General features: G+C 66.8%; 1 protein-coding gene and 1 pseudogene. One reads left to right on the top strand and one right to left on the bottom strand.

Annotated elements, in window-relative coordinates:
- Nucleotides 1–345 (bottom strand): annotated as a pseudogene (locus tag B8460_RS10685) (IS21 family transposase); the annotation flags it as partial.
- A gap of 465 nt (nt 346–810) precedes the next feature.
- Here B8460_RS10685 and B8460_RS23635 point away from each other — a divergent pair.
- Nucleotides 811–936, top strand: a complete 126-nt coding sequence (locus tag B8460_RS23635; protein WP_277813967.1) for a hypothetical protein — start codon at nt 811–813, stop codon at nt 934–936.
- The last annotated feature ends 47 nt before the right edge of the window (nt 937–983 follow it).

The raw sequence follows: 983 nt of genomic DNA, 5'->3' as shown, positions 1-983 counted from the left end.
GATGCCCGGCTCGCGCGCAAGTCGGACGGGCAGGATCGCTCGGTATTCCTCCCACAGTAGCGGCAGCGTCACGCCGGGCCGCCGCAGGTCCCGGTGCACCGCCGCCCAGTCCGGCTCCGTCTTGCGCCGGACACCGGGCCACGAGCCGCCCTGCGGCGCGAACAGCAGCGCTTCCAGCCCCTGGTCGCTCAGCGTTGCCGGCAACGACCAGGCTAGTCCCGCCGCCGCCATTCGCGTCAGGCACAGCTGCACCGTGCCGCGCGCCACACCGACCGCCGCCCCGATCGCTCGGTCGGACACGCCGCAGTCAAACTTCAGCCGGAGGATCTCTCGGACACGTAGCATCGACACTCTCTCGGCCGGCATCGGTCCCTCTCTCGCCCTGACGAGAGGCAGATAGACCGGTTACCTGCCCAGCAGCCGACCAACGTCACCCCCTCAGGGGTGGCCGACATCACTTCGGAATCCCTGGCCGACTTGCCCCGGAGTCCGCATGGGATTCTCATAGAACTACCACACGATCGAGAAGCTGTTGCTTTTGCACCCACACTTTCTCGTGCGGGTTGACCTGAGGCATGGAAACCACGCGCGGCGTCGAAGTCGAAGCTCCAACGGCCTGATATGCATGGGCCCGAAGTGTTCGACGTCGTGTCATCGGCGGCAGTAGCCAGGGCGGCAAGCGCTTGGCGTGGTCGTTCGGCCGCGCCGGCCGCAAGGTCGCGGTCGTAGAGCGCCAATAGATCGGCGGCGCTTGCCCCGCCCCGGCCTGCCTGCCGTCGAAGAATGAGATCGCGGGCGCGCTAGTCGCCCATGTCGTTCGCCACGCGGCCCATTACGGGCAACCTCATCGACGGATTCCACGTTGACATGGCCCGGGTACGCTGGCGCAAGCAGGAAATGATCGATGTCGAGAATCGCCTGCACCTCGACATGTAAAGCGACGGGCTTTGCGGTGACCTATTCGCTGGGCGAGCTCGCCCGCC

Source organism: Acidisphaera rubrifaciens HS-AP3 (assembly GCF_000964365.1).
In the GTDB taxonomy this organism is placed as follows: domain Bacteria; phylum Pseudomonadota; class Alphaproteobacteria; order Acetobacterales; family Acetobacteraceae; genus Acidisphaera; species Acidisphaera rubrifaciens.
Note: the sequence above shows the minus strand (reverse complement) of the source record. Positions and strands in the feature narration are given on the sequence as shown.

What these genes read in the sequence shown, in the direction of transcription:
- B8460_RS23635 (WP_277813967.1), top strand. Translation starts at nt 811, where the DNA reads ATGTCGTTCGCCACGCGGCCCATTACGGGCAACCTCATCGACGGATTC.